The following is a 20,873-nucleotide window of genomic DNA, read 5'->3' on the forward strand; positions in this document are numbered from 1 at the left end:
TCCGTCAGCGCCGTCGCGTCCGCGATCGCGAACGGCACGTTCAACAACCGCGCCAACGTCTGCGCCAGATACGTCTTGCCCGTCCCCGTCGGACCGATCAGCAGCACGTTCGACTTCGACAGCTCGATGTCGGCGTCCGACCCGTCCTCGCCCGCCGCCTCGGCGGCGGCTGCGGCGCGGATCCGCTTGTAGTGGTTGTGGACGGCCACGGCGAGCGCACGCTTGGCGCCGTCCTGCTCGACCACGTACCGGCTCAGGTGCGCGAAGATCTCGTGCGGCGTGGGCAGGTGCGCGTCCGCGTCGGTGATGTCCGGGACCGTCTCCTCGACACGGTCCTCGTCGACCATCTCGAGGCACAGCGCGATGCACTCGTCGCAGATGAAGACCCCCGCCGGCCCGGCGATGAGTCGCTTGACCTGCTTCTGCGACTTTCCGCAGAACGAGCAGGTCAGGGCTTCAGCGGCGCGTGGACGTGCACCGCGCCCGTTCCCCGAGCCGGAACTGCTGCCGTCCGTGGGTGCCACACGTGCCTCCGTCGGTTCGCCGTCACGTGCGCCCGATGGTAGCGCTACCCGGTGACATTTCGGTCACGACTCCCTTCCCGGACGTCTCGATCCGCGCGAGCAGGGTGAGCCGGCTCGCCATCCGGAAGGCGTCCGGGCGGTCCGGCATCGCGGCGAGGAACGCGTCCCTGTCGTGGGCAGACGTGACGACGAGCTCGACGTCCGCGTCGCACAGCACGTCGACCACGGCGATGAACCGCTGCTGCGCCTCCCTGTCCGCACCGGGGAGCAGCGGCACGTCGGTGACGACCCAGCGACGGAACCGGGACGCCCAGTCGAGGTACTCGAGCGTCGACGTCGCCCGTGCCGCCAGGTCGGCGAACGTCGTCCACAGCTCGCCGTCGCGCGCAGCGGACACGGCGAACGTCCGGGAGCCGGTGCGGACCGTCGTCCGCTCGCCCGCCGCGGGTGCGCGCAGCCCGAGCGCCGCGAGCTGCGCCGGCGCGCCCGGCGACACCCAGCTGCCGCCGGCGAAGCCGGAGCGTCCCCGCCCTCCCCACGAGCGGTAGTCGGTCGTGCCGGCCAGCTCGACGACGTCGAGGTGGGCCTGCAAGAGCTCGATGCCCGGCTCGGCGAGGTGGTGCCACAGCGGGTTCGGCAGGAGCGTGCCGGGCTCGTAGTTGGACGTGGCGACCACGACCACGCGTGCGCTGAACGCACGGCGCAGGAGCCTCGTCAGCAGGGTCGCGTCACCGGTGTCGTGCAGGTGGAGCTCGTCGAGGTACAGCACGCGCGTCCCGCGCAGCAGGTCGTCGATCGCGGCGTCGACGACCGTCGCCCGGGGTGGCGGCTGCGCTGCGTCGTCGGGCCGCGGGGCCGCCCACGACGCGACGCGCTGCGCGTGGATCGCCGCGTGCAGCTCGCGGAACAGCTCGTAGACGTGGACGCGGCGGGCGGCTCCTGCTGTCGGCCCGTCCACCAGAGCGGCGAAGAACGCCCCGACCAGCCAGGACTTGCCGCGCCCCGCGGGACCCCACACGTACAGGCCGCGGAGACCGCGCCGTCGGGCGGTGCGCAGGCCGACGGCCAGCACGAGGAGCCGGTCGAGGACGGATTCCTGCGCAGGGTCGAGGGCGAAGCCCTCTCGCGCCGCCGCCGCCGCGACCGCGTCCCGGATGCGCGTCGCCTCACCATGTACCACCGGTACAGGCTAGGTTCTTCAGGGGCAGTACGAGCGCCGCTGCTCGGCTAGACTGGAACGGTTCCAGACTAGGACTCTGCTCCAGCATGCTGCGCACCCGGGAGGCCGCCGTGACCGACCTGATCGACACCACCGAGATGTACCTGAAGTCGATCTACGAGCTCCAGGAGGAAGGGATCCCGCCCCTGCGCGCGCGTATCGCCGAGCGGCTCGGCCACTCCGGTCCCACCGTCTCCCAGACGGTCGCGCGCATGGAGCGCGACGGGCTCGTCGTCGTCGGCGGCGACCGCCACCTCGAGCTGACCGGTCTCGGCCACGAGACCGCGATGCGCGTCATGCGCAAGCACCGCCTCGCCGAGCGCCTGCTCACCGACGTCATCAAGCTCGACTGGGAGCAGGTCCACAACGAGGCGTGCCGGTGGGAGCACGTGATGAGCGACCTCGTCGAGCAACGGCTCATCGGCCTGCTCCACCACCCGCACTTCGACCCCTACGGCAACCCGATCCCGGGCCTGCACGAGCTCGGCGAGAACTTCCCGGAGGTCCAGTACCTCGACGGCGTCGTCGCGCTGCCCAAGCACCTCGCGAAGACGGACGCCAAGGCGGGCGACGACCTCCGGGTGGTCCTGCAGCGCATCGCCGAGCCGATCCAGGTCGACGTCGAGCTCCTCGCCCGCTTCGCCGAGGCCGGGATCCTGCCGAAGAAGTCGCTCCAGGTGCAGGTCGGGGACGACGGTGTCGTGACCGTCTCGGGCGAGGGCGCGCAGACGGTCATGGACCTGCCGGAGGAGATCGCCCGCCACCTGTTCGTCACGACAGACTGACCGGACCCGCGCGCTCCGCGCGCCCCGCGCGAGCCCCGCGCGCCCCGCGCGAGCCCCGCGCGCCCCGCGAGCCCCGCGAGCCGTCGAGAACGACCTGGGGGCCGTTATCCATCGGATGACGGCCCCCAGGTCGTTCTCGACGCGAAGAGGAACTCAGGCGGGGACGATCAGACCCGCCGTCTGGGTGCGGGCGCGGTCCAGGCGGGCCGCGACGTCCTGCCAGTTGGCGATGTTCCACACGGCCTTGATGTAGTCGGCCTTGACGTTGAGGTAGTCGAGGTAGAAGGCGTGCTCCCACATGTCGAGCATGAACAGCGGGGTGATGCCGACGGGGACGTTGGCCTGCTGGTCGAAGAGCTGGAAGATCGCGAGGCGCCCGCCGATGGCGTCCCAGCCGAGCACCGCCCAGCCGGAGCCCTGGATGCCGGCCGCGACGGCCGCGAACTGCCCCTGGAACTTCTCGAACGAACCGAACTGCTCGGTGATGGCGGCGGCGAGCTCGCCGTCGGGCTGGCCGCCGCCCTCGGGCGACAGGTTGTGCCAGAACACGGTGTGGTTCGTGTGGCCACCGAGGTTGAACGCGAGGTTCTTCTCGTGCAGGTTGACCGCGGCGAAGTCACCGGACTCGCGCGCCTCGGCGAGCTTGTCGAGCGCGGTGTTCGCGCCGGTGACGTACGCCTGGTGGTGCTTGTCGTGGTGCAGCTCCATGATGCGCCCGGAGATGTGCGGCTCCAGAGCGGCGTAGTCGTAGGGCAGCTCGGGCAGGGTGTAGACAGGCATGGTTCCTCGGATCCTTCCGTCGGTGTGCTTGCCACGCTAGGACCTCGACCACGGTGCAGGTCAAGGGGAGGCGGCTGTGATCTTGCTGGTCGGACGCCCGACGACGCCCCCGCCCACTCTCCCGCGTGCCGGGCTCCCGCGCTCGCGGGAGCACGTGGTCACCTCGCCGTCTTCCCGTGCAGCCTGGCCGCCGACGAGGCTGTCGCGCCCCGGCTCGGCGGCTTCTCGTATGCCAAGGGACGGTCCGCTTCAGCGCGGACCACCCCCTCCCTGCCGACGTCGTCCGCGATCTCGTCGCCGGTCGCGTCGACCAGACTACGCGCAGCTGGATCGCTGAGACCGCCGTGGCGGGCATGATGGACGGATGCCCGACGTCGCCCGCCCCGGTCTGCGCGTGAGCGCGTCCCTCGTCGTGCCCGACGCCGAGCTGTCGTGGCGCTTCTCCCGGTCCTCGGGCCCGGGTGGGCAGGGCGTCAACACCGCGGACTCCCGGGTCGGGCTCTCGTGGGACGTGATGCGCTCGGCCGTCCTCTCGGCCTCGCAGCGCGAGCGGATCCTCGACCGCCTCGACAAGCGGCTCGTCGAGGGCGTGCTCACCGTCTCCGCGTCGGAGAACCGCGCGCAGCTCCGCAACCGCGAGCACGCGCGCACCCGGCTCGCCGCGCTCGTCGCGGACGCCATCGCGCCCCCAGGTCCGCGACGTCGTGCGACCCGCCCCACGCGCGGCTCGGTCGAGCGCCGGCTCGGCGCGAAGAAGCGGCGCACCGACGTCAAGCAGCTCCGCAAGCCCCCGCGGGACTGAGCCCTGATCCTGCCGCCGAAGGAGTCACCGGTGGTGTCTCCGCGGTTCTGGTCCCCTCGTGCCGTCGTCGAGCCCTGCGGCGCTACGCTCGGCGGGTCCGGCTTCCAGGGTTCGCCGGCGAGCCCCAGATCACAGGAGCGATGTGAGCGTGCCCCCTCGTCTGTCAGCCACGGCCATGTTCTGGTGGGGGGTCGGTCTGTTCGCTGCCGGCATCGTGCTGAACGAGCTCCTCGCGCGCCGCGCGGGCGCCTACGGCTCGCCGGAGCTCGCTCGGGTCCTGCAGTCCGTCTTCGGCATCGGGCACATCGCCGGCACGGCGGCGTACCAGCTCGGCATCGCGACGCTCGTCGGCTCGTTCGTCGTCAGGGCGCTCAAGGACGAGTGGCCGCTCAGACAGACCCAGCCAAAAAAGCCGCAAAAGCACTAACCACCCACCCCACCCACCCCACCCACCCCACCCGCCCCGCCCCCCGCCCCCCGCCCCCATCACCCGCCGTCGAACACGTCATGGAGGTCGTTCTGAGGGGCTAGGCGACCGTCATGACGTGTTCGGCGACAGGGCGAGAGCTGTGGCGGCCGCGGCGGCCAGCGTCTCGGCCACTCGGGTCAGGGACGGGGAGTGGAGGCGCCACTGCTGCCAGTGCTGGGAGACGTGGAGCGCCTGCCCGTCGTCGAAGCCGACCAGGCGGCCCGCGCGCTCGGAGGGGGCGCTCTGCAGGTCGGGGAGCACGCCCCAGCCCATGCCGAGCTCGATCGCGCGGCGGAACTCGTGGGACGCCGGGACGTGGTGCCGAGGCGGGTCGAGCCGGGTGGGGCCGGACCTGTTACGCAGGTACCGGTCCTGGAGGTCGTCCTTGCGGTCGAACGCGAGGACGGGCGCGACGGCGAGCGCGGTGGTGGTCGGGCCCTCGGGAAACCAGCGCTCGACGAACCCCGGGCTCGCCATCGGCCGATAGCGCATCTTCCCGAGCAGCGTCGAGCGGCAGCCGGGAACGGCCTCGGCGACCGAGGTGACGGCGGCGACGGCGGTGCCGTCACGCAGCAGCCCGATCGAGTGCTCCTCGTCCTCGCGCAGCACCTCGAGCCTCGCCCACGCGGCGGCCTCGGCGAGCGCGGGCAGCGCCCACGTCGTCATCGCGTCGCCCGAGACGACCAACGTGATCTCCGGGAGCGGGGCGCCCGCACCGTCGTCGGACCCGTCGGGCGACGGCCCGCGGTCGAGCCCCAGCTCGGCGAGCACGTCCGCCTGCTGGAGCGCCACGTGGCGGGCGTGCCGCACCAGCACCCGGCCGGGCGGGGTGAGCTCCGCCGGGCGCCCGCGCCGCACGAGGACCTGTCCCACCGCGGACTCGAGCGCGCGCATCCGCTGGCTCACCGCCGAGGGCGTGACGCCGAGCTCCTTCGCCGCGGCGTCGAACGTGCCTGTCGCGGCGATCGCCTCGAGCGCGCGCAGCTGATCGGGTTGCAGATCGACCATGAGCTCACCTTACGATCCTGCAGAATCTTTCGCTGTACTGAACATCGTGCGCGACCTATCGTCGACGACGTGAGCCTCCTCGCCGCCGCGCCCGCAGCCCTCGCCGGCTTCGGCACGGGTCTGTCGCTGATCGTGGCCATCGGTGCGCAGAACGCGTTCGTCCTGCGCCAAGGGCTGCGGCGCGAGCACGTGCTGCCCGTCGTGGTGGTCTGCGCGCTGTCGGACCTCGTCCTCATCGCGGCGGGCACGGCCGGCCTCGGGGCCGTCGTCTCCGGCGCCCCTGCCGTGCTCACGGGTGTGCGATGGGTGGGTGCGCTCTTCCTCCTGACCCTCGCGGTGCTCGCGGCACGACGCGCCCTGGGACCCGGCGCGCTCGACGCCGCGGGGACGGGTGCGTCGTCGGCGCGGTCCGCCGTCGGGACGTCGCTCGCGCTGACCTGGCTCAACCCGCACGTCTACCTCGACACCCTCCTGCTGCTGGGGTCTCTCGCCGCGGGGTATGCCGCCGCGCACGCGGGCGGTCCGAGCACCCCGGCTCCCGACGCCGTCCGCTGGCTCTTCGGGGCCGGTGCGGGTCTCGCGAGCATCGTCTGGTTCACGTCGCTCGGGTTCGGCGCGCGGCTGCTCGCCCCGATCTTCGCGCGGCCCACCGCGTGGCGCGTGCTCGACGGGGTGATCGCGGCCGTCATGGCGACGATCGGGGTGTCGCTGCTCCTGGGCGGATGAGGCCCTGGCCCGTCACGTCAGGTGGTCGTAGTCCCCGCGCACCCACGCCGCGTGCCGTTCGGCGGAGCGCAGCACGACGTCCCGCGCGTCCACGGGAACCATCTCCTCGAAGTTGTTGTAGAGCCGGTCGAACGGGCGCCGCGCGACGCGTTGCGCGACGCGCAGCGCCACCGTGCCGGACAGCGGGAGACGGTTGGGGTAGGAGCGCATGAAGCTCACGGACGTCCGGTCCGGGTTCGCCATGATCGTGTCGCCGCTGAGCAGCACGCCGCGGCCCTCCGCGCCCGCCGCCCAGTGCACGACCGCGCTGCCCGGGAAGTGCCCGCCGGGTTGCGACAGCACCACACCGGGCAGCAGCTCGCGCTCGCCCGACCACGTCTCGATCACCGGGTCGGGCCGGGCCACCCACCCGGCGTCGGCCTCCGCGACGAGCACCGGGACTCCGCCCAGGGCACGGCTCCACTCGACCTGCGCCCCGAACATGTGCGGGTGGCTCGCGACGATCGCCACGACCGGGCCGAGCGCGTGGACGGCGGCGGCCGCGTCGTCGTCCACGAAGCCCAGCGGGTCCCACAGGAGGTTGCCCGCGGGCGTGCGCACCACCTTGGACTGCTGGCCGATCCCGACACTCGGCTCGCTCGTCAGGCCGAACAGGTCCGGCTCGAGCTCGGTGACCGTGACCCGCTCGCCCGCCGCGGCGAGCTCGGCGAGCGTCGTCCACGCCTGACCCGTCGCGGGGACGTACTGCCGCTCGTCCGCGCAGATCGCGCAGACCTCGGGTCGCTCGGCGTGCTCGACGGCGCAGGTGCGGCAGATCCACCAGGTGGCGCCGGAGGGGGCGGGGGAGGTCGCTTCCATGCCCTGTGTCTACCGCAGCCCGAGCGGACGTCGCCAGTGGACTGCTCCCCTGTCGTGGCAGGGCGGTCGACTCCGCTCCTGCCGGGCGATCGGTGGGGGCGCGGTGTGCCTGGCGGCCGCTGCGCCGGTGCGTGCCGGTGCGTGCCGGTGCGTGCCGGTGTGCCCGTGCCGCCGGGTGCGGTCCGTGGTTGGCTCGGGTCGTGAGCGGACACGACCCGCAGTTCCTCGGCCCCCTCGTGCCGTTGCCGCGTGCGGACAGACCGCTGCGCGAGCTCCCCTCCACGCACTTCACGGTGCAGCTCGACACCGTGCGGCGCCTCGCCGCGGCCACGGTCGTCGACATCGACGGTGCACTGCTGCGGGACGTGCCACGCGACGACGCCTGGCACCTCGACCCGCGCGTACCCGAGACGGAGCAGGCAGGTCCCGAGCTCTACGCGCGCAACGACCTCGACCGTGGGCACCTCGTCCGGCGGCGGGACCCCGGCTGGGGCGACGAGGACGAGGCGCGGCGCGCGGACGCCGAGACGTTCGCCTACCCCGACGCCGCGCCGCAGGTCGCACGGTTCAACCAGTCGAAGGAGCTGTGGAACGGGCTCGAGGACCACGTGCTCGAGCACGCGCGCGCGCAGCGGTCGCGTCTCGTCGTGCTCACCGGGCCCGTGCTCGCGCCCGACGACCCGGTCTACCGCGGCGTCGGCATCTCGCGGCTGTTCTGGAAGGTCGTGGCCTGGGCGGACGACAGGGCGGAAGGCACGGCGGGCGACACCATCCTCGCCGCGACGGCGTTCGTGCTCGACCAGTCCCCGCAGCTTGCGGGCACCGAGCTCCGGACGGCGACGGCCCGGGCGCTCGCGGCCGGCGACGTGCCGCCCCTCGGCCCCTTCCGGACCTTCCAGGTGCCGGTCGGCGACGTCGCGATCCTGACCGGTCTCGACCTCGGCCCGCTCGTCGCGGCCGACGTCCTCCCGGCCGACGTCCTCGCGCCGATCGAGCCCGGTGCGACCGGAGCCGGGACGTCCGGGACCGGCCCGGAGCCGTCGACGGCGCCGGTGCGGGCGGGGTGGACCGAGCTGCACGTGCCGGCACAGGTGCGTCTCCCTTGACCTCCCTCCCCCACCTGTCGTGGGAACGCTTCCACGACCGGGCCCGGGCGGGTTAGCCTACGTCTGACGGGTGCTGCCCGTCCGTCGTCCACGGTCCGAGGAGGAGCCATGGTGCAGACCACGCTCGCGGACGTCGCCGCGGCCGCGCGCGTCTCGCGGTCCACCGCCTCGCGCGTGCTGCGCGAGTCCGGCTACGTCTCGCCCGACGCCCGGCGCGCGGTCCTCGACGCCGTCGAACGGCTCGCCTACGTGCCGCACCCGGGCGCGCGTGCGCTGGCGAGCGGCCGGGGTGAGCGGGTCGTCGTGGCGGTCGGGTCGCCGTCGTCGGACCTCATGGCCGACCCCTACGTCGCGCGCGTGGTCGCCGCCGCGGGTCGGGCGGCCGACGCCGAGGGCGTCGGCGTCGCGCTGCGCTGGCTCGGCCGGGAGCCGCAGCGCGAGCTCGAACGGCTCGCCCGCGACCCCGGCGTCGGGGGAGTCCTGCTCGTGGACTACTCCGCGGACGTCCTGGCCCGGGTCCCCCGCGACCTCGCGGCGCGCGTCGCGGCGATCGGACCGGCGGACGGCCGGGTGCCGTCCTACGACGTCGACGCCGCCGCGGGGATCGGGGCGCTCGTCGAGCGCGTCGTGGCGCGCGGTCGACGGGGAGTCGTGATGCTCGCCGGTCCCCCGTGGCTGCCGGGGACGGGCCGCGCGGTCGACGCCTACGAGGCCGTGATACACGACGCCGGGCTCCCCGCCCGCGTCGTCGTCGCCGGTCTCACGGCTGCCGACGGCGCCGGTGCGGCCCGCGAGGCACGGCTCCGCTGGCCCGACACGGACGCGCTCGTGGCGATGAGCGACTCGTCGGCGATCGGCGCGCTGCGGGCGCTCGCGCGGGACGGCGTGGCCGTGCCCGACGACGTCGCGGTGACCGGCTTCGACGACCTCCCCCTCGCGGGCGAGGTCGATCCCGGGCTCACGACGGCGACCCACCCGGTCGAGCTCATCACGGCCGCGGCGACGGCCGACCTGCTCGGGCAGCTCCGCGGCCAGGGGCGGGTCTTCCCGTCGGTCGTCGTCTCGCGCTCGACGGCGTAGCAGGCCGGTCGCGCACGGTCCCGTCCGGTCTCACCAGTCGTGCACCGTCCCGTCCTGCAGCCGGTTCACCGGCAGGTATGCCGGCGCGTACGGGTGGGCGGCGGCCAGCTCCTCGTCCAGCTCGACGCCGATCCCCGGCGCGTCGCCGGGGTGGAGGTGGCCGTCGTCGAACGTGAAGGCGTGGCGGAACACCTCGTGCGTGCGGTCGGTATAGCCGGAGTACTCCTGGATCCCGAAGTTGTGGATCGCGAGGTCCAGGTGGATCGCGGCCGCCATGCCGACGGGCGACACGTCCTCCGGGCCGTGGATCGCACTCTTGATCTGACGCGTCGCGGCGTAGTCGAAGAGCTTGCGCAGCGGGGTCACGCCGCCGAAGTGGGTGACCGCGGAGCGGACGTAGTCGATCAGCTGGTCGTCGACGAGGGTCTGGTAGTCGTAGAACGAGTTGAAGACCTCGCCGATCGCGAGCGGCGTGGTCGTGTGCTCGCGCACGAGGCGCAGACCCTGCTGGTTCTCCGCGGGCGTGCAGTCCTCCAGCCAGAACAGGTCGTACCGCTCGATCTCCTTGCCGAGGCGCGCCGCCTGCTGGGGCGTCAGGCGGTGGTGGGCGTCGTGCAGCAGCGGCAGAGCGGGTCCGAACTCGTTGCGCACCGCCTCCAGGACCGTCGGCAGGTGCCGCAGGTAGGCCGCCGTGTCCCAGTCCTCCACGACGGGCCGGGCGCGCTGGTCCTGACGCGCGTCGCCGTCGTCGGGCGCGATCGCCGTCCCGGAGTGGACCCCGTAGACGGCCTGCAGGCCCGGGACCCCGGTCTGCACGCGCACCGCCTGGTAGCCCTCGGCGAGCCGGGCTCGCACCGAGTCGAGCAGCTCGGGGACGTCGCGTCCGTTGGCGTGGCCGTAGGTGCGCACGCGCTCGCGGGACGCGCCGCCGAGCAGCTGGTAGAGAGGGAGCCCGGCGGCCTTGGCCTTCACGTCCCACAGCGCGACGTCGACCGCCGCGATCGCCGCCATGGTGACCGGTCCGCGGCGCCAGTACGCGCCCCGGTAGAGCGACTGCCAGGTGTCCTCGATCCGGTGCGGGTCGAGCCCGACCAGCAGCGGGGCGACGTGGTCGCGCAGGTACGAGACGACGGCGAGCTCGCGACCGTTGAGCGTCGCGTCGCCGAGGCCCGTGATCCCTGCGTCGGTGGTGATCGTGAGCGTGACGAAGTTGCGGCCGGGGCTGGTCACCACGACCTGGGCGTCGACGATCTTCATGCGGGTCCTTCTCCGGTCGTCGGGGTGGGCGGGACGATCATGTCGCAGCTGCCGCGGTCTGCTCGTCCGTCACGAGGGTAGGCGTCGCGCCGCCCGGTGGAGCGACCCAGACCGCGAGACAGAACCGCCGGTCGCGAGATTGCACTCGCCGCGTTCTACCTCGCGACCGCAGCTTCTACCTCAGCGTGGTGGTGTCACGCATTTTGGGTGACGACTGCGGCGACGGGGTTCGTCATCCTGGCCGGAGGGCGCCTGAGCGCGCCGCGGTGGCGTCCGGGCGAGGTGCGATGAACGGTTCCGAAGAGACCTCCCGGTCCGGTGCGGGGGGCGGCGGCCTCGCCGAACGGCTCGCCGCGCTCGAGCAGGAGAACGCCGAGCTGCGCCGCCTCGTCGCGGAGCGCGCCCCGCACGTGGACGAGCCACAGCGCCCACCCCGGCACCGGGGGCGCTCCGCCGCCGCCGTCGTGCTCCTCCTCGTGGCGACACTGCTCGCACCCGTGGCCGCGGTCTCCGCCTGGACCGAACGCACCCTCACCGACACGGAGCGCTACGTCGCCACCGTCGCACCGCTCGCGCACGACCCCGTCGTGCGCCAGGCGATCGCCGGGCGCATCACGCACGAGGTGATGGAACGCCTCGACGTCGCCGCGCTCGTCGACCAGGCGATCGGCGAGCTGCAGAGCACGTTGCAGGAGCAGGGCGTCGCACCCCGCGCGAGCGCGGCGCTCCCGTCGCTCGTGGCGCCGCTGACGAGCGGTGTCGAGTCGTTCGTCCGCGAGACGGCGAACCGTCTCGTGAACAGCGACGAGTTCGCGTCGACCTGGGCGCAGGCCAACCGCGTCGCGCACCGCCAGCTCGTGGCCGTCCTGCGCGGGTCGGGCGGGGACGTGCTCCAGGTCGGCCAGGACGGGCAGCTCACGATCCAGCTCGCCGGGGTGATCGACCTGCTCAAGGAACGGCTCGTGGCGCGAGGGCTCGACGTCGCGGGGAACATCCCGACCGTCGACGCGTCCTTCACGCTCGCTCAGACGTCGCAGCTCGTCGAGGTGCAGAACCGCTACGCCCAGGTGGTCGCGCTGGGCACGTGGCTGCCGTGGGTCGTGCTCGGTCTGTACGCCGCCGGCGTGCTCGTGGCGGTCCGTCGCGCGCGCGCCCTGGTCGTCGCCGGGCTCGCGCTCACGCTCGCGATGCTCCTGCTCGGCGTCGGGCTCGCCGTGGCGCGCGCCCTGTACCTCGACGCCCTGTCGGGGCGGGTGCTGCGGCTGGACGCGGCCGAGGTCGTGTTCGACCAGCTCCTGTCGTTCCTGCGCACCACCCTGCGCACCGTCGGGGTGCTGGGCCTCGTGGTCGCTCTCGTGGCGTACCTCGCGGGGCCGGGGGAGTCGGCGCGAGCACTGCGCGGCGCCGTCGTCCGCGGCCTCGCGCGAGCCCGGGCCGGCGCCGAGCAGCGCGGGGCGTCCAGCGGTCGGCTCGGCACGTGGCTCGGACGGCACCGACGGCCCGCCCGGGTGGTCGTGCTCGCGCTCGCGGCTCTCGTGCTCCTGCTCGCCCCGCACCCGACGCCGCCGCTCGTCGTGGGTACGGCGGTGGTCGCCGGGCTGCTCGTCGCCGTGCTCGAGCTCGTCGCGCGGCCGCCGCAGGAGGTCGCGGGGGACGACGGTCCGGAGACGGCGACGCCGGACGACCGCCCGGGAGATCGCGTTCTCACGCGAACGACATGATGCGAGCCTCCCCGACGCGGTGTCGACTGGGTCCACGGCGACGAGGGGCCGACCTCGCCGGGTCCGTCTCGCGGAAAGCTCGATCGGCGTCGGAGGACGGAGGCTCGTCGTGGACCATGCGGAGACCCTGCAGCGGCTCATGATCAACGACGCGCGCATCGAGGACGGGCGAGGGCTCGAGCCCGAGGTGCTGGACCCGAGGACCCTCGCGCTCGTCCGGCTCGCCGCGCTCGTCGCGGTCGGGGGAGCCGACCCGACCTACGGCGCGGAGGTCGACGCCGCGGTGGGGGCGGGCGCCTCCGCGGCCGAGGTGGTCGACGTGCTGTGCGCCGTCGTGCCGATCGTCGGCCTGCCGAACGCCGTGGCCGCCTCGCCCAAGGTCGCGCTGGCACTGGGGCTCGAGCCGGTCGAGGGGATGTGGGACGACGGGGCGCCGGGCGCCGCGGGAGGGCCCGGGAGGTCGCGGGCTGTCTAGGAGAGCGACGTCGCGAGGCGGGCCAGCGCGCCCGGGACGAGGGAGTAGTAGGCCCAGCGTCCGCGCTGCTCGCGGGTGAGCAGACCGGCGTCCACCAGGATCTTGAGATGGTGGCTGACGGTGGGCTGGGAGAGGCTGACCGGTTCCGTGAGGTCGCAGACGCACGCTTCGCCGCCGTCGTGCGCGGCGACGACGGACAGCAGCTGGATGCGGGTCGGGTCGCCGAGCGCCTTGAACACGCGGGCCAGCTCGCGCGCGCTCTCGGGGTCCGCGGCCTCGCGCACGAGCGGCGTGCAGCACCCGCCCGGGGCGGGTGGATCCGTTGCGTCGAGCGTGAGCGGGGTGGTGGGCATGTCCCCATCTTGCCATGCATCGAAGTTTGTGGATACGTTGGCGGCAAGACGTTGATCGAAACCTGTCGATGCGAGGAGACGTGATGAGCGTAGAGCGTGCGGACCTGCCGGTCGTGGTGATCGGGGCGGGCCCCGTCGGGCTGGCCGCGGCGGCCCACCTGCTGGAGCGCGGCCTGGAGCCGCTCGTGCTCGAGGCCGGTGACGGTCCGGGTGCGGCGGTGGCGTCGTGGGGCCACGTGCGTCTGTTCTCGCCGTGGCGCTACGACGTCGACGCCGCAGCGCGGCGCCTGCTGGAGCCGACGGGCTGGGCCGAGCCGGAGCCCGACGGCCTGCCGACGGGCAGCGAGCTCGTCGAGCGGTACCTCGTCCCGCTGGCCGCGACGCCCGAGATCGCCACGCACCTGAGGACCGGGACCCGGGTGGTGGCCGTCGCGCGCGACGGGGCGGACAGGACGCGCTCGCTCGGGCGCGAGCGGAACGGCTACCGGGTGCGCACCGTGGACGGCACCGGCGCCGTGCGTGACGTGCTGGCCCGGGCGGTGATCGACGCGTCGGGGACGTTCTCGACGTCGAACCCGCTGGGGGTCTCGGGGCTGCCCGCGGCCGGTGAGGCCGAGGCGGCCGCGTTCGTGACCGGACCGCTGCCGGACGTGCTGGGCGCACAGCGCGACCGGTTCGCCGGCCGGCACACCCTGGTGGTGGGGATGGGCCACTCCGCGGCGAACACGCTGCTGAACCTGATCGATCTCGCCGAGTCGGAGCCCGGCACGACGATCACCTGGGCGATCCGGGGCGGATCGCCCCGGCGCCTGTTCGGTGGGGGCACCGACGACGAGCTGCCCGCGCGCGGCCGGCTCGGCACCCGGCTCCAGGCGGCCGTCGAGTCCGGGCACCTGACCCTGCTCAAGCGCGTGTCGATCGAGCGGCTCGTGCCCGGCGACGAGTCGGTGCGGGTGCGAGGGACCGTGCGTGCGGAGGTGCTGGACCTGCAGGTGCACGCGATCGTCGACGCGACCGGGTTCCGCCCGGACCTGGACATGCTGCGCGAGGTGCGCCTGGACCTGGACCCGATCGTCGAGGCGCCGGCTGCTCTGGCTCCCCTGATCGACCCGAACCAGCACTCGTGCGGCACCGTGCCCCCGCACGGAGAGCGGGTGCTGTCGCACCCCGACGACGGCTTCTACCTCGCCGGCATGAAGTCCTACGGGCGCGCGCCGACGTTCCTGCTCGCCACCGGGTACGAGCAGGTGCGCTCGATCGCCGCGGCGCTGGCCGGCGACCGCGCCGCCGCGGACGTGGTCGAGCTGAACCTGCCGGCTACCGGCGTCTGCTCGAGCGACCTCGCCCTGGCCGCCGACGGCGAGAGCGCGGCCGGGTCGTGCTGCGGCACCGCGCCGGCCGAGCCGCAGCTCGTCACCTTCGGGGTCGGGCCCGGTGCCGTCAGGCGGTAGCGACCGCGACCGGCGTGACGCCGAGCTCGTCGAGCAGGGTCAGGATGCGCGCGCGGATCTGGTCGCGGATGGGGCGCACGGAGTCGATGCCCTGCCCGGCAGGGTCGTCGAGCTGCCAGTCCTCGTAGCGCTTGCCGGGGAAGATGGGGCACGCGTCGCCGCAGCCCATGGTGATGACGACGTCGGAGGCCTGTACGGCGTCCGTCGTGAGGATCTTGGGCTGCTCGGCACGGATGTCGATGCCCTCCTCGAGCATGGCGTCGACGGCGACCGGGTTGATCTGGTCCGCGGGCGCGGACCCGGCCGAGCGGACCTCGACGGCCCCGCCGGACAGGGCGCGCAGGTAGCCGGCGGCCATCTGGGAACGGCCGGCGTTGTGCACGCAGACGAACAGGGCGGACGGCTTCGCGGTGGTGGTGCCGGTCATGGTGGCCTCCGGTGGCTCGGTCGGTCGGGGGGTGGGCAGTGCGAGGTCGGGCAGGAGATCGGTGAGCAGGGCGCGGACCCGGGTGTCGAGCTCGGCGCGGATGGCGGCGACCCCGGCGGGTGAGGCCAGCGCGGGGTCGCCCACGAGCCAGTCCTCGTACCGCGTGCCGGGCAGGACCGGGCAGACGTCGCCGCAGCCCATGGTGATCACGACGTCCGCGGCACGGACGGCGTCGTCGGTCAGCGGCTTGGGGAACGCCTCGCCCTCGGCGGTGCCGAGCGCGGCGAGCTCGGGCCGCACCGCGGGGTGCACGTCCGCGGCCGGGGTCGAGCCCGCGGAGCGGACGACGACGCGGTCGCCGGCGTAGCGGTGGACCAGGGCGGCGGCGAGCTGGGAGCGCCCGGCGTTGGCGACGCAGACGAACAGCACCTGCGGGCGCGCGCCCTGGTGGCGGGACAGGTCTGCCAGCCGCTGGCGGGCGAAGCGCTCGGTGAGCGTGTGCAGGTGCGCCGAGACCGTGGCCGACCGGGCCAGGGCCGTGTAGGACTCGCGCACGGTGCGCAGCACGACGCCGGAGCCCAGGTCCGGGTGACGGGTGGCGAGGTCGGCGGCGAGGCGGTCGAGCGCGGCGTCGACGTCCTCGAGTCCGGTCAGCTCGTGGGGTGCGACGAGCGCCTCGAGGGCGGCCGGGGCGAAGGACTCGAGCAGGGTGGAGATCGCGCCCTTGTAACCGGGGGTGATGCGGTACCAGACCCAGGTGCCGCGCCGCTCGGAGGTCAGCACCCCGACCTCGCGGAGCACCTTGAGGTGGTGCGACACGGTGGGCTGGGACACGTCGGTGAGCGCCGCGAGGTCGCACACGCACGCCTCTCCCGCCGGAGAGGTCGCGATGAAGGAAAGCATCCGCAGGCGCAGCGGCTCCGCGAGGGCCTTGAGCGTGGTGGCGACGGCGCCGGCGACCTCGGTGCCGATCGCGTGGGACTCGATCTGCGGGGCGCAGTCCGGGTCCGCGACGGTCGGGGGGGTGGTGGTCATGACCTCACCTCTTCCAGCTCACGTGCAGGGGTGGCGTAGGGGTCGACGGCGAACCAGCGGCGTGCGAGCCACAGCGAGACGTAGACGAGGCCGACGAGCACGGGGACCTCGATGAGGGGGCCGACGACACCGGCGAGGGCCTGGCCCGACGTCGCGCCGAAGGTGCCGATGGCGACGGCGATCGCGAGCTCGAAGTTGTTGCCCGCGGCGGTGAACGCGAGCGTGGTGGAGCGTGCGTAGCCGAGCGCGAGCATCTTGCCGACGACGATGCCGATGCCCCACATGGCGGCGAAGTACACCAGCAGCGGCAACGCGATGCGGGCCACGTCGAGCGGGTGGGACGTGACGGCCTCGCCCTGCAGGGCGAAGAGCAGCACGATCGTGAACAGCAGCCCGTACAGCGCCCACGGCCCGACGGCGGGCAGGAACCGGTCCTCGTACCAGGTGCGACCGTTCGTGCGCTCCCCGACGAGGCGCGAGGCGAACCCGGCGGCCAGCGGGACGCCGAGGAAGACGAGGACGTTGAGCGCGATCTGCCCGACCGAGACGTCCAGGCCCTGGGTGTCCAGCCCGAGCCACCCGGGCAGCACGGTGAGGTAGAACCAGCCGAGCAGGGAGAACGCGACGACCTGGAACACGGAGTTGATCGCGACCAGCACCGCGGCCGCCTCCCGGTCCCCGCACGCGAGGTCGTTCCATATCACGACCATCGCGATGCAGCGGGCGAGGCCGACGATGATCAGCCCGGTGCGGTACTCGGGCAGGTCGGGCAGGAAGATCCACGCGAGGGCGAACATCAGCGCGGGCCCGACCAGCCAGTTCAGCACCAGTGAGGACACCAGGAGCCGCTTGTCGCCGGTGACCGCACCCACGCGGTCGTAACGGACCTTGGCCAGCACCGGGTACATCATCACCAGCAGGCCGAGCGCGATCGGGACCGAGATCCCGCCGATCTCCATCGCCGTGAGCACCTCGGACAGCGCGGGGACGAACCGGCCCAGGACCAGACCGGCGACCATCGCGAGCCCGATCCACAACGGCAGCCACCGGTCCAGCGCGGACAGCCGCCCGCGCGTGGCCGCGGTGGGGTCGCTCACGCGAGGACCTCCTCGATCTCGGTGACCAGCGCCTGCTTCGGGCGCGCCCCGACGACGGACTTGACGAGCTTGCCGTCGGTGTAGAAGTTCAGCGTCGGGATGGACACGACCCCGGCGGCGGCGACGGTCCTCGGGTTGGCGTCGGCGTCGAGCTTGGCGATCGTGAGCCTGCCGTCGTACTCCTGCGCGAGCTCGTCCAGGATCGGGGCGACCTGACGGCACGGGCCGCACCAGGTCGCCCAGACGTCCACCAGGACCGGAATCTCGGAGGCGAGGACCACCTCGTCGAAGGTGTCGTCGGTGACGGTCACGGTGCTCATCGGATCTCCTCCAGCGCCAGCGGCAGCTCGTCGGGGTTCGGTGTTTCCGGGTTGCCGGCGAGGTCTTGCAGGCCGGCGGCGTCGGCGAGCTCGGTGAGGTAGCGCTGGGCGTCGAGCGCGGCCGAGCAGCCCGACCCGGCGGCGGTGATGGCTTGGCGGTAGGTGTGGTCGACGGCGTCGCCGCACGCGAACACGCCCTCGAGGTTGGTCGCGGTCGTGCGCCCGACGACCTGGATGTACCCCTCGTCGTCGAGATCGACCTGTCCCTTGACGAGCTCGGTGCGCGGCTCGTGGCCGATCGCGACGAACAGGCCCGTGGCGGGCAGGGCGCGCTCCTCGCCGGTCACCGTGTCGCGCAGCGTGAGCGCCTCGACCGTGCTCTCGCCGCCGATGCCGGCGACCTCGGCGTTCCACGCGAACTCGATCTTCGGGTCGTTCCTCGCGCGGTCGGCCATGATCTTCGACGCGCGCAGCTCGTCGCGGCGGTGCACGAGCGTCACCTTCTCGGCGAACCGGGTCAGGAACGTGGCCTCCTCCACCGCAGAGTCCCCGCCACCGACGACGGCGATGTGCTGGTCGCGGAAGAAGAAGCCGTCGCACGTCGCGCACCAGGACACGCCGCGCCCGGACAGGCGCCTCTCGTCGTCCAGGCCGAGCTCGCGGTACGCCGACCCCGTCGCGAGGATCACCGCGCGAGCGCGGTACGTCTCACCGTTGCCCGTCACGACCGTCTTGACCGGCCCCTCGAGGTCGAGCAGCGTCGCGTCGTCCCACTGGACGCGCGCACCGAACCGCTCGGCCTGCGTGCGCATGCTCTCCATGAGCTCGGGGCCCATGATCCCGTCCGGGAAGCCGGGGAAGTTCTCCACCTCGGTCGTGTTCATGAGCGCGCCGCCCGCGGTGATCGATCCCGCCAGCACGAGCGGCGCCATGCCCGCACGCGCCGCGTAGATCGCCGCGGCGTAGCCAGCGGGGCCTGACCCGACGACGATCACGTCCTCGGCAGGCAGCCGTTCCTGTATCGACATGGTTCTATATTGACATACATCGAATCAAGAGGCCAGAGGTCACCCGTCGGTCCTGTTGAGGGCCCGACCGGGTGACCCTAGGCTGCAGAGGTGTCCGAGGGGAACCTGGACGGGGTCGCGGCTCGACCTGACCTGAGCCGTACGCTCCAGGCCGGGAAGGTCGAGACGCCCAGAACGCGCCGCGGAGCAGTGCCGCGGCGTGCGCTCATCGAGCGCGCCCGGGGAGGCGGCGCCAGGGTCGTCGGTATCACCGCGCCGCCGGGCTACGGCAAGTCGACGATGCTCGCGGAGTGGGCGGACGCGGAGGACCGCTCGGTCGCCTGGGCCACCGTCGACCGGCTCGACGACGACCCCGCAGCCCTGCTCACGCTGCTCGCCCTCGCGTGCTCCGCGATCTCCCCGCAGGTGGCGGACGTCGTGGAGGACATGCGCGGCCCCGGGCCGAGCTTGCTGGGGCGGTCGGCCCCGCTCCTGGCCTCCGCCCTGTCGCGGACCAGCAGCCCGTTCGTCCTGTTCGTCGACGACCTGCACGAGGCCGACTCGGCGGGCAGCCAGGACGCGCTCGGGATCGTCCTGCGCGGGGTGCCCGAGGGCTCGCAGGTGGTCGTCGCGAGCCGGCACGAGCAGGCCTACCTCGCGCGGCGACGGGTCGACGGGGACGTCCTGGAGATCGGCGCCGACGACCTGCGGCTGGACGCCACCGGCGCCCGGACCGTCTTCCGGGAGGCCCGCGTCGAGGCCTCCGAGGCCGAGCTCGCCGCCGTCGTGGAGCGCTGCGAGGGCTGGCCCACGGGGGTCTTCCTCTGCGCGCTGCTGGTGCGCGACGGCGGCCCGACGTCGGCGTTGACGGGCGACGACCGGTTCGTCGCCGACTACCTCTACCGCGAGTGCATGTCGACGCTCTCGCCCCGGACCCAGAACTTCCTGCGCTGCACGTCGGTGCTCGACCAGCTGTCCGCCGGCGCGTGCGACGCCCTGCTCGACACGGACGACTCGCGCGCGCTGCTGCGCGAGATCGAGGCGGCGCACCTCTTCCTCGTCCCGCTGGACCACCGTCGCGGGTGGTTCCGGTACCACTCCCTGTTCCGTGAGTTCCTGCTCGCCGAGCTGGACCGGGTCGAGGGCGACGCCGTGCGCGGGCTCCACCGTCGCGCCGCCGCGTGGTTCACCGAGAACGGGCTGGCCGCGCGCGCCGTCGAGCACCTGCTCGCGGCGGGCGCGAGCGACGAGGCCGCGCTGCTCGTGGCAGGGCTCGCGCTGTCGACGTACCAGCGCGGCCAGGTCGACGTCCTGGAACGCTGGCTCGTCGCCGTGGGGGACGCCGCGATCGAAGGCTGTCCGCCGCTCGTGGTCGTCGCGGCCTGGAAGGCGCTGCTCCTGGGCGACACCCGCGAGGCGGAGCGCTGGGCCGCGGTGCTCGAACGACTCGACCTGCACGACGCGTCGGACGAGGACCGGACCGCGCTCGAGTCCGCGCGGTGCCAGGTCCGGGCGGCCATGTGCTCGGACGGCGAGGCGAAGGCCCTGGAGTGTGCGCGCTTCGCCGTCGCGCACGAGCCGTCCTGGAGCCCGTGGCGTGACCAGGCGCTCCACCTGCTCGGGTCCGTGCACCTGCTCGTCGGATCGGTCGAGGCGGCGCGTGACGCGTTCGTCGAGGGCGCGCAGTGCGCCGCGGCCATGGGGAACCCGGACTCGATGCTGCTGTGCGAGGCCGAGCTCGCGATCCTCGCGATCGACGCGGGGCGGTGGCCGGTGGCCGCCGAGCACGCCCGCGCAGCGGTCGAGGCGGTCGACGTCCATCACATGGAGGGCTACTCGACGACCGCCCTCGCTCTCGCCGTCCGTGCCCGCGTCGCGCTGCACCACGGCGAGCGGGCCGTCGCCGAGCGGTTCCTGACCCGCGCGATGCGGGCGCGGGTGGCGTGCACGTACGTCCTGCCGTTCCTCGCCCTGCGGGTACGGCTCCAGCTGGCACGTGCCTACGCGACGCTGGGGGACCGGACCGTCGCGATGCACCTCGCGCACGAGATGGACGAGATCCTGCGGCAACGACCTCACGTCGGTCTGCTCGTCGAGGAGGTCGCCACGTTCCGGAGCCGGTTGGAGGAAGCGACGGCGACGCCGGGGGCACCGCCCCTCACCCCCGCGGAGCTGCGGCTGCTGCCGTACCTGCAGACCCACCTCACCATGTCCGAGATCGGCCGCAGGCTCTTCGTGTCGCGCAACACCGTGGGCTCGCAGGTGGGGTCGATCTACCGCAAGCTCGGCGCGACGACGCGCGCGGGCGCGGTCGAGCGCGCCGTCGGGCTGGGCCTGCTCGGCGGCTGAGGCGCACCCCCCGCTCCGCCGTCG

The 20,873-nt window shown here is 73.5% G+C and carries 21 protein-coding genes and 1 pseudogene; 10 read left to right on the top strand and 12 right to left on the bottom strand.

The genetic code is table 11. The features are described 5' to 3' along the window. Window positions 1–452 (bottom strand): ClpX C4-type zinc finger protein (locus tag IF651_RS10690; protein ID WP_191829254.1); only part of this gene is annotated, 452 nt, incomplete at its 3' end. A gap of 94 nt (window positions 453–546) precedes the next feature. Beyond that, entirely contained in the window at window positions 547–1,704 is a 1,158-nt protein-coding gene (gene zapE / locus IF651_RS10695; RefSeq protein ID WP_338403903.1) for a cell division protein ZapE, read from the bottom strand. A gap of 110 nt (window positions 1,705–1,814) precedes the next feature. On the opposite strand from zapE, the gene IF651_RS10700 reads away from it, so the two are divergent. Further along, window positions 1,815–2,528 carry an iron-dependent transcriptional repressor DtxR gene (locus IF651_RS10700; protein WP_191829256.1) on the top strand — a complete coding sequence of 238 codons (714 nt, stop codon included), beginning with the start codon at window positions 1,815–1,817 and terminating at the stop codon, window positions 2,526–2,528. A 153-nt stretch (window positions 2,529–2,681) separates the two neighbouring features. Here the strand turns inward: IF651_RS10700 and IF651_RS10705 are convergent, their stop codons facing one another. Next, window positions 2,682–3,308: a superoxide dismutase gene (locus IF651_RS10705; protein WP_191829114.1), complete on the bottom strand. Its 627-nt coding sequence runs from the start codon at window positions 3,306–3,308 to the stop codon at window positions 2,682–2,684. Between the two features lie 364 nt (window positions 3,309–3,672). Between IF651_RS10705 and arfB the strand changes: the two genes are divergently transcribed. Both arfB and IF651_RS10715 read left to right on the top strand, forming a co-directional pair. Beyond that, complete coding sequence (gene arfB, locus IF651_RS10710; RefSeq protein ID WP_191829115.1) at window positions 3,673–4,110, top strand: alternative ribosome rescue aminoacyl-tRNA hydrolase ArfB; 438 nt, start codon at window positions 3,673–3,675, stop codon at window positions 4,108–4,110. A gap of 142 nt (window positions 4,111–4,252) precedes the next feature. Then, window positions 4,253–4,537 carry a hypothetical protein gene (locus tag IF651_RS10715; protein ID WP_191829116.1) on the top strand — a complete coding sequence of 95 codons (285 nt, stop codon included), beginning with the start codon at window positions 4,253–4,255 and terminating at the stop codon, window positions 4,535–4,537. A 111-nt stretch (window positions 4,538–4,648) separates the two neighbouring features. On the opposite strand, the gene IF651_RS10720 is transcribed toward IF651_RS10715, so the two are convergent. Beyond that, window positions 4,649–5,587 (bottom strand): ArgP/LysG family DNA-binding transcriptional regulator, encoded by a 939-nt coding sequence (locus IF651_RS10720; RefSeq protein ID WP_191829117.1) that lies wholly within the window; start codon window positions 5,585–5,587, stop codon window positions 4,649–4,651. A gap of 69 nt (window positions 5,588–5,656) precedes the next feature. Here IF651_RS10720 and IF651_RS10725 point away from each other — a divergent pair, with 69 nt between their 5' ends. Beyond that, window positions 5,657–6,313, top strand: a complete 657-nt coding sequence (locus IF651_RS10725) for a LysE family transporter (protein ID WP_191829118.1) — start codon at window positions 5,657–5,659, stop codon at window positions 6,311–6,313. A gap of 12 nt (window positions 6,314–6,325) precedes the next feature. On the opposite strand, the gene IF651_RS10730 is transcribed toward IF651_RS10725, so the two are convergent. Beyond that, entirely contained in the window at window positions 6,326–7,171 is an 846-nt protein-coding gene (locus IF651_RS10730) for an MBL fold metallo-hydrolase (protein WP_191829119.1), read from the bottom strand. 200 nt (window positions 7,172–7,371) lie between these two features. Between IF651_RS10730 and IF651_RS10735 the strand changes: the two genes are divergently transcribed. Together IF651_RS10735 and IF651_RS10740 are read left to right on the top strand one after the other, a co-directional pair. Continuing rightward, window positions 7,372–8,277, top strand: coding sequence for a DNA/RNA non-specific endonuclease (locus IF651_RS10735; protein ID WP_191829120.1), 906 nt, complete (start codon window positions 7,372–7,374; stop codon window positions 8,275–8,277). Window positions 8,278–8,385: 108 nt separating this feature from the next. After that, window positions 8,386–9,357: a LacI family DNA-binding transcriptional regulator gene (locus tag IF651_RS10740; protein ID WP_191829121.1), complete on the top strand. Its 972-nt coding sequence runs from the start codon at window positions 8,386–8,388 to the stop codon at window positions 9,355–9,357. Between the two features lie 30 nt (window positions 9,358–9,387). On the opposite strand, the gene manD is transcribed toward IF651_RS10740, so the two are convergent. Beyond that, window positions 9,388–10,614, bottom strand: coding sequence for a D-mannonate dehydratase ManD (gene manD, locus IF651_RS10745; protein WP_191829122.1), 1,227 nt, complete (start codon window positions 10,612–10,614; stop codon window positions 9,388–9,390). A 287-nt stretch (window positions 10,615–10,901) separates the two neighbouring features. Between manD and IF651_RS10750 the strand changes: the two genes are divergently transcribed. Together IF651_RS10750 and IF651_RS10755 are read left to right on the top strand one after the other, a co-directional pair. Continuing rightward, window positions 10,902–12,335 (top strand): hypothetical protein, encoded by a 1,434-nt coding sequence (locus IF651_RS10750; protein WP_191829123.1) that lies wholly within the window; start codon window positions 10,902–10,904, stop codon window positions 12,333–12,335. Between the two features lie 109 nt (window positions 12,336–12,444). Further along, window positions 12,445–12,810, top strand: coding sequence for a carboxymuconolactone decarboxylase family protein (locus IF651_RS10755; protein WP_191829124.1), 366 nt, complete (start codon window positions 12,445–12,447; stop codon window positions 12,808–12,810). Here the strand turns inward: IF651_RS10755 and IF651_RS10760 are convergent. Next, the gene (locus IF651_RS10760) at window positions 12,807–13,163 is read right to left on the bottom strand and encodes an ArsR/SmtB family transcription factor (protein WP_191829125.1); all 357 of its coding nucleotides are present in this window, start codon (window positions 13,161–13,163) and stop codon (window positions 12,807–12,809) included. The genes IF651_RS10755 and IF651_RS10760 overlap by 4 nt on opposite strands. An 83-nt stretch (window positions 13,164–13,246) precedes the next feature. Between IF651_RS10760 and IF651_RS10765 the strand changes: the two genes are divergently transcribed. Next, window positions 13,247–14,614 carry an FAD-dependent oxidoreductase gene (locus IF651_RS10765; RefSeq protein ID WP_191829126.1) on the top strand — a complete coding sequence of 456 codons (1,368 nt, stop codon included), beginning with the start codon at window positions 13,247–13,249 and terminating at the stop codon, window positions 14,612–14,614. Here IF651_RS10765 and IF651_RS17740 read toward each other — a convergent pair. The 5 genes and pseudogenes from IF651_RS17740 to trxB form a co-directional block, all read right to left on the bottom strand. Continuing rightward, window positions 14,604–15,041 carry an arsenate reductase ArsC gene (locus tag IF651_RS17740; protein WP_241744357.1) on the bottom strand — a complete coding sequence of 146 codons (438 nt, stop codon included), beginning with the start codon at window positions 15,039–15,041 and terminating at the stop codon, window positions 14,604–14,606. The genes IF651_RS10765 and IF651_RS17740 overlap by 11 nt on opposite strands. A 75-nt stretch (window positions 15,042–15,116) precedes the next feature. Beyond that, window positions 15,117–16,076, bottom strand: a pseudogene (locus IF651_RS10770) (metalloregulator ArsR/SmtB family transcription factor); the annotation flags it as partial. Continuing rightward, on the bottom strand, window positions 16,073–17,173 hold the full coding sequence (gene arsB, locus IF651_RS10775; RefSeq protein ID WP_191829128.1) for an ACR3 family arsenite efflux transporter: 1,101 nt from the start codon (window positions 17,171–17,173) through the stop codon (window positions 16,073–16,075). The pseudogene IF651_RS10770 and the gene arsB, both read right to left, overlap by 4 nt. Continuing rightward, entirely contained in the window at window positions 17,170–17,493 is a 324-nt protein-coding gene (gene trxA / locus IF651_RS10780) for a thioredoxin (RefSeq protein WP_191829129.1), read from the bottom strand. Before trxA ends, arsB begins: the two co-directional genes overlap by 4 nt. Further along, the gene (trxB, locus tag IF651_RS10785; protein ID WP_191829130.1) at window positions 17,490–18,521 is read right to left on the bottom strand and encodes a thioredoxin-disulfide reductase; all 1,032 of its coding nucleotides are present in this window, start codon (window positions 18,519–18,521) and stop codon (window positions 17,490–17,492) included. Before trxB ends, trxA begins: the two co-directional genes overlap by 4 nt. Window positions 18,522–18,611: 90 nt before the next feature. Between trxB and IF651_RS10790 the strand changes: the two genes are divergently transcribed. Next, window positions 18,612–20,849: a winged helix-turn-helix domain-containing protein gene (locus IF651_RS10790; protein ID WP_191829131.1), complete on the top strand. Its 2,238-nt coding sequence runs from the start codon at window positions 18,612–18,614 to the stop codon at window positions 20,847–20,849. The last annotated feature ends 24 nt before the right edge of the window (window positions 20,850–20,873 follow it).

Source organism: Cellulosimicrobium arenosum (genome assembly GCF_014837295.1).
Lineage (GTDB): Bacteria > Actinomycetota > Actinomycetes > Actinomycetales > Cellulomonadaceae > Cellulosimicrobium > Cellulosimicrobium arenosum.